The sequence below is a fragment of the Ruegeria sp. CJ3 genome (assembly GCF_056536725.1).
Genome location: NZ_JBQFQE010000008.1, coordinates 172,636 through 179,091, shown reverse-complemented (window position 1 = coordinate 179,091; position 6,456 = coordinate 172,636). Strand labels below are relative to the sequence as shown.

Here is a 6,456-nt window from a genome sequence, read left to right as displayed (position 1 = left end):
CACCCGTCGGATAGTAAACTCCCGTTACACCACCCGTCCCAATCGTGATAAACTCCTCTGCATACGCCGCAGGCGCTAGAAACGCAGCAGTTACAGCCGCTGTGATTGAAGATTTATTGAGCACTTTGACACTCCTGTTGTCAGTCTTTTTTGAGCCTTATGGGAATGCCTGATCGACCCAAAACATGGTTTTGGAATCAGCCACCCAGATGCAAAAGATGAAAGCGAAACCAATCGGCACGTGTCTATACGTTAGATTACGTATAGGCTTGGGGGCCAGGGCGCGGGCATCATGGCCCGAACCGATCCGCAACCACCATCTGGACAGAAGATTGGACAGCACAGCGCAACAGGATTTCCGCCGGGATCAGGCCGAACCCGCCCGCAGGCGCAGGTCGCTGCGCGCGACGCTGGCCTTGTGTCTGGCGGGGCTGCAGTTTGTGGCGGTGCTGTCGGTGACATTATCGACCTTTGTCAGCTCGGAAAACGCGCTGCTACGGCAATCTCGCATTTCGCTGAACGAGGTCAGCGTCAATGTCATCGGTCAGGTTAAAAACTTTCTGAACCCGGCGCGGCAGGTTCTGGATGCCACGCGGCGGCTGGCGGAAAAGGATGTGCTGGACATTAACGATATCGCAGCACTGGAAAGTCATTTCTTTCAGCAATTGCAGGTCGCTCCGCAGCTGGCGGGGATTTATCTGGCCGATGACACCGGGCGTTTTGTTTACGTCATGCGCACCGAGGAACCCGGCCGTTACCGCACGAAAGTCATCCCGCCCTTTGCGCCCGAAATCACCGAACATCCGGCGGATTTTCAATGGCGCAACGACCACTTTACTCTGCTGGAGACCGCAGAGACCCAGACCGACACGTACGAGGCCCGCACCCGTCCGTGGTTCAGAATGGTCGATGCCGCGAAGGCTCCGATCTGGACGCAGCCCTATATCTTCTACACCACCCGGCAACCGGGCATCACCTATGGCGTGCCGGTGTTGGACGATGCGGGCCAAATCCGCGCCATTCTGGGCATCGACATTCAAATTGATGCGCTGTCGGGCTTTCTGCTGGACATCTGGTCGGAACGACGCGGCGCGGCATTGGTTCTGAACGAGGATGGCTCGGTCCTGGCGCATCCAACATTGGTTCTGATTGACCAGAATGCGGACTTCGACAATCCGGAACTGCCGATGGTGGACCAGATCAACGACGCATTGGCACGTCAGGCGTTTGGCACATTGGTGAAGGGAGACAACGCCGGGGTCGAAGGCCCCGTTCATACCGATTTCGAGCTGGATGGTCAGGATTACGTCGCCATGCTGATCGACGTGTCGGAACCCGGCCTGAACTGGTTGATCGGGCTTTACGCCGCCGAAGACAATTTCATCGGCGAGATCAAGAAAAACCGGGTGCAGGGCATCTGGATTGCACTGTCGATCGCGATCCTGACCGGCGCTATAGGTCTGGCACTGGCCGACCGCATTTATGCCCCGGTACGCAGCTTCGCCAGCCAGACACAGCGCCTGTCCAGCGGCGAGATCACCCCTGACGAAGGTGTGCACAGCCCCTATCGCGAGCTCGAAGACAGCGGCGCCGCAATGGCGCAGGAGGTGCGGCAAAGGCAGCGGTTCGAAACCGCCTATGGCCGTACATTCGATCTGGCGTCGCGCGGGATGGCGCAGATCTCGCCGGAGACCGGGCGGTTCCAGCGGGTCAACGAACAGCTTTGTGACATTATGGACTACCAACCCGGTGAGCTGGAAAAGATGACGCTGGCCGAAACTCTGCCCGAAGACGGCCAGCAGATCGCGGTGAAGTTCCGCGAAACGCTGCTGCAGGATTCCGAGTTCATCGCCGAGAACCAGTTTATCCGCAAGGACGGTTCGACCATCTGGCTGCGGGTGAATGCGATCCTGATCCGCGATGAAAACGGCGTGCCGGATCACGCGGTTGCCATTGTCGACGATGTCAGCGACCGCAAACAGGCCGAGGATGAGGCCAGCCGCCTCAGCCGGGATCTGTCGCATGTGGCGCGGGTGAACCTGATGGGTGAGATGGCTTCGGGGCTGGCGCATGAGCTGAACCAGCCGCTGAGCGCGATTTCCTACAATGTGGACGCGGCCAAGATCACGCTTGAGGAAATCGGCGATCCCGACCCCGAGCTGAGCCAGATTCTGACCGATATCGACCGGCAGTCGCGCCGCGCCGGTGACATCATCCGCGCCCTGCGCGACGTGGTGCGCAAGGATCGCGGGCGGCAAATCCCGTTCGAACTGGGTGGTCTGATCCGGCAGACCGTCACCCTGATGGAGGGCGAGGCCCGGGTGCATGACATCGCGCTGACCTATGCCGCGACCTCTCTGCCGCAGGTCGTCGGCAACCGGACGCAGATCGCGCAGGTGCTGGTCAACCTGTTGCGCAACGCCATCGACGCGCTGGCGCGCGCGCCGGTCCCGGCGGGTCGGATCACCATCACCACTGGAATCACGGCGGATTTTGTCGAGGTCCGGGTCGAAGATAACGGGCCCGGTGTCAGCGCCGATGTGACCCTGTTCAACACGTTCGATACCCAAAAGACCGACGGGATGGGTCTGGGCCTGTCGATCTGCCGCACCATCGTCAAGGCCAATGGCGGCACGATCTGGCATGACCCCAACGGCACATCCGGCGCGCGGTTCTGTTTCACCCTGCGCCGCAGCGACAGCGATGCAGAGGGCGCGTCATGACCAAGCCCACCGTCTACATTGTCGATGACGATGATGATGTGCGCATTGCCCTGTCCCGCTCGTTGGGAAAGCGGGGCATGGTGGTCACCCATTTCGCCGATGCGCAATCGTTTCTGGATCAGGTCAGCGCGGATGCGGCGGGTTGTCTGATTCTGGACTACGGGATGCCAGGCATGGACGGGCTGGAACTGCAGGATCACCTGGTCCGTCAGAACTCGACCCTGCCGATCATCTTTGTCTCGGGCCATGGCGGTATCCCGGAATCGGTGCGCGCCACCAAGGCCGGTGCGATTGATTTTCTGGAGAAGCCCTTTGACCTGACCGTTCTGATCGAACGGATCGAATCCGCATGGGAGGTGGGTGCGCAACTGCGCACGGAAAAAGCCCGACGGCAGGAGCTGGCGGACAAGCGCGGCCTGCTGACTGAACGCGAGGAACAGGTGTTGCAGCATATCCTGACCCACCCCGCCCGCACCTCGAGCAAGGAGATCGCCACCGAACTGGGCATCAGCCCGCGCACGGTTGAAATCCACCGGGGGCGCATTCAGCAAAAGGTCGGGGTCAAAACCACCATCGAACTGTATGAGCTGTTCGGGCAGATGCAATGATCGCCAGCCTGATGATGTATGCCCGCCCGCAGCTTGAGGGGGCACATAGGCGGTACTGGTCCCTGATCCGCCAAACCCTGCTGCAAGCCGGGATCGACAGCCCCGAACACCTGTCGCAGCAGGCCGAGGAGTTCTCGGTCTGGCAGGACCCCGATCTGGTGCTCAGCCAGACTTGCGGGATGCCTTACCGGACGTGGCTGCATGACAAGGTCGCGCTGGTGGGCACGCCGGATTACGGGCTGGCGGGCTGCCCACCCGGCTATTACCGCAGCGCGCTGGTGGTGCGGGCCGACGATACGCGGAACGGTCTGCGGAACTATCGGGATGCGGTCTTCGCCTATAACCAGACTTTCTCGCAATCGGGCTATGCCGCGCCCTACTGGCATCTGGCTGCGCATGGGTTCTGGTTTGAAAATCGCCTGCAGACCGGGGGCCATTTGAACTCGGCCCGCGCGGTGGCCGAGGGTCAGGCCGACATCGCCGCACTGGATGCGGTCTCGTGGCGGTTGATATGTGCGCATGAGGGGTTTACCCCAAAGCTGCGTGTTCTGGATTGGACCGAGCCCACCCCGGGCCTGCCCCTGATCACCGCACAAGGCAATGACGAAGATGCGATTTTTGCCGCCGCCCAGTCAGCCATCGAACAGCTTGATCCCACCGACCGGGCGGCGCTTGGGTTACACGGGATCGTGCGTATCTCTAAAGAGCAATACCGCACCATCCCCAACCCGCCCGAGGGGGCCTAGGCGATCATGCAACACGCCCCGAATGTCAGCCCCTTCGGCCAAATGCCGAATGGCCAGCCGGTGCATCGCATCGCGCTGCAAAACAGTGGGCTGCGGGCCTGCATCCTGACCTATGGCGCAGCGCTGCAGGACCTCAGGTTGGACGGAATATCGCACCCTCTGGTTCTGGGCTGGCCAACGCTCGACGGCTATGTGAACAGCAGCGCCTATTTCGGTGCCATCGTTGGCCGTTTCGCCAACCGCATCGGTGGCGCGTGCTATGAGATTGACGGACAGGTCCACCACACCGACGCCAACTTTCGGGGTAAACACACGCTGCACGGCGGCAGCGCAGGCAGCGCCCGTCAAGTCTGGCAGATCGAGGCGGTCAGCGAAAATGCTGCCACCCTGTCGCTGAAGATGCCCGATGGCCACATGGGATTTGCCGGACATCTGACCGTTCGCGCGACCTATGAGATCGAAGCCGATCACACCCTGCGCCTGTCGATCGATGCAGAATGCGACCGCCCCACCCCCTGCAGCTTTGCCCCGCACAGCTATTTCAACCTTGATGGCGGCGAGTCCATCGCCGGGCACACACTCCAGATTGATGCGCAACACTATCTACAGGTCGATGACGATCTGATCCCCACCGGATCACTGACACCGGTCATGGGCAGCCCGCTGGATTTCCAAACCCACCGCCAGATTGGAACGCATGCGATTGATCACAATTTCTGTATCTCGGAGGGGCGGCAGGCGTTGCGGCCTGTGGCATCGCTCTGTGGTCCTCGCTCGGGGCTCTGCCTGCATCTGGCGTCGACCGAGCCGGGGCTGCAGGTCTATTCAGCCGCAGGGCTCGACGAAGCGGGCCGGATCGGCCTGAACGGGCAACCCTACGGCCCGTTCGCTGGCCTCGCGCTGGAGCCGCAGAACTGGCCGGATGCACCGAACCAGCCAGGTTTCCCGTCGACCATCCTGTATCCAGAGGAACGCTACCGGCACGACACCACATTTCAGATCACCCGGTCAGGGCACGGTCTGCTCTGACACGACCTCTCCGAATGTCGTGAAGAACTTGCCTGACAGCTTCTTGGCGGTGCCCGCAATCAACCGGCTGCCCAGCTGCGCGATCTTGCCGCCGATATCGACCTTGGCGGTGTAGGCCAGAACCGTCTCGTCCCCGTCTTCGGTCAGCGTCACATCCGCACCACCCTTGGCAAACCCGGCAGCGCCGCCCTTGCCCTCACCCATCAGGGAAAACCCGTTCGGCGCGTTCGAGGTGTCCAGCGTCACCTCGCCCGCGAATTTCGCCTTCACAGGGCCAACTTTCAGCACCACCTTGGCCTCAAGCTGATCGGGACCAGCCTGTACCAGCTCTTCGCATCCGGGGATGCAGTCGCGCAGCACATCGACGTTGTTCAGCGCCTGATACACAACATCGCGCGGGGCCTTGATGCGGATTTCGTCACTCAGTTCCATTCCTGTTTCCCTTTGATCAACAACATCTTGGATAAACGCGCAGCGCCTCTTCGGTCGCTTCTTTTGCGCTGAGTTCGGGGCGCGCGGGCCAGATCACCCGCAGCCATCTATGCCAGCTTTTCATCATCACGGCTCTCCTTCACGGTATCGGTGTTTCGCCAGCGCACGATCTCGGCCAGGATCGAAAGTGCGATCTCATGCGGGTCGACGGCGTGGATATCCAGCCCGGCGGGCGCCTTGAGCTGCGCCGCGCGCGCGGGATCCATCCCCTGCTTGATCAGCTTGTCACATAGCACCTGCGCCTTGCGCCGGCTGGCCACCATCGACACGCGACGGGCCGCCGAGCCCAACGCCGCCTGCAACGCCGCGCCGTCGCCATTGCCCTGCGAGGCGACAACGACGAAATCCCGCGGTTCAAGACCCAGCGCAGGCAGGTCATCGGGGTCAAACCGGGTCTGACCTTCCGCCGCCCCTTTCGGCACGTAAACCCGCAACCCGGCCAGACTGCCATGCGCCGCCAGTGCCGCAGCAATCGGCGTGTCGCCAAAGATCACCAGCCTCGGCGCGTGCTGATAGGGCTCAACCAACAGGTCGACGGTGCCGCCGCTGGGGCATCCGCTTTTATAGGTCTGCACACCGTCCGGGTCCGTCATCGCCGCCACCTTGTCCGAGGGTTTCACGCGGATCATGCCGGGCTGACCGCTTTCCAGCGCCGCCTGGGCCGCCGCCCGGACCGCGCGCTGAACACAGGCCCCGCCCAAATGGCCCAATATCCGCCCATCCCGCGCAATCGCCGCCTTGGCCCCCGCCTTGGCCGAGGTCACATCCGCCGTGCGCAGCACCGTGGCGACGCAGAAACTGTCCCCGCTCTGACGCAGGTCCTCGATCGTGTCGAATATGTCGAAACCGGGCATGGCG

6 protein-coding genes are annotated in these 6,456 nt (G+C 62.0%); 4 read left to right on the top strand and 2 right to left on the bottom strand.

Translation table 11 applies throughout. The features are described 5' to 3' along the window. The first annotated feature begins 332 nt into the window (after window positions 1-332). Genes ACR0J1_RS15375 through ACR0J1_RS15360 form a run of 4 tightly spaced genes read left to right on the top strand, consistent with a single transcriptional unit; the run spans window position 333 to window position 5,106 of the window. Window positions 333-2,723, top strand: coding sequence for an ATP-binding protein (locus ACR0J1_RS15375; protein ID WP_480733839.1), 2,391 nt, complete (start codon window positions 333-335; stop codon window positions 2,721-2,723). Next, window positions 2,720-3,331: a response regulator transcription factor gene (locus ACR0J1_RS15370; RefSeq protein ID WP_480733838.1), complete on the top strand. Its 612-nt coding sequence runs from the start codon at window positions 2,720-2,722 to the stop codon at window positions 3,329-3,331. The genes ACR0J1_RS15375 and ACR0J1_RS15370 overlap by 4 nt, the downstream gene beginning before the upstream one ends. Further along, window positions 3,328-4,077, top strand: a complete 750-nt coding sequence (locus ACR0J1_RS15365; RefSeq protein ID WP_480733837.1) for a phosphate/phosphite/phosphonate ABC transporter substrate-binding protein — start codon at window positions 3,328-3,330, stop codon at window positions 4,075-4,077. The genes ACR0J1_RS15370 and ACR0J1_RS15365 overlap by 4 nt, the downstream gene beginning before the upstream one ends. 6 nt (window positions 4,078-4,083) lie before the next feature. Next, a complete protein-coding gene (locus tag ACR0J1_RS15360; RefSeq protein WP_480733836.1) occupies window positions 4,084-5,106 on the top strand; it encodes an aldose epimerase family protein in 1,023 nt (340 codons plus the stop codon). Here the strand turns inward: ACR0J1_RS15360 and ACR0J1_RS15355 are convergent. Together ACR0J1_RS15355 and ACR0J1_RS15350 are read right to left on the bottom strand one after the other, a co-directional pair. Then, the gene (locus ACR0J1_RS15355) at window positions 5,086-5,538 is read right to left on the bottom strand and encodes an SRPBCC family protein (RefSeq protein ID WP_480733835.1); all 453 of its coding nucleotides are present in this window, start codon (window positions 5,536-5,538) and stop codon (window positions 5,086-5,088) included. The genes ACR0J1_RS15360 and ACR0J1_RS15355 overlap by 21 nt on opposite strands. A gap of 107 nt (window positions 5,539-5,645) precedes the next feature. After that, entirely contained in the window at window positions 5,646-6,452 is an 807-nt protein-coding gene (locus ACR0J1_RS15350; RefSeq protein WP_480733834.1) for an XdhC family protein, read from the bottom strand. Between the last annotated feature and the right edge of the window lie 4 nt (window positions 6,453-6,456).

Coding starts and splice junctions, on each gene's coding strand:
- ACR0J1_RS15370 (WP_480733838.1), top strand. CDS start 2,720: ATGACCAAGCCCACCGTCTACATTGTCGATGACGATGATGATGTGCGC.
- ACR0J1_RS15365 (WP_480733837.1), top strand. CDS start 3,328: ATGATCGCCAGCCTGATGATGTATGCCCGCCCGCAGCTTGAGGGGGCA.
- ACR0J1_RS15360 (WP_480733836.1), top strand. CDS start 4,084: ATGCAACACGCCCCGAATGTCAGCCCCTTCGGCCAAATGCCGAATGGC.
- ACR0J1_RS15355 (WP_480733835.1), bottom strand. CDS start 5,538: ATGGAACTGAGTGACGAAATCCGCATCAAGGCCCCGCGCGATGTTGTG.
- ACR0J1_RS15350 (WP_480733834.1), bottom strand. CDS start 6,452: ATGCCCGGTTTCGACATATTCGACACGATCGAGGACCTGCGTCAGAGC.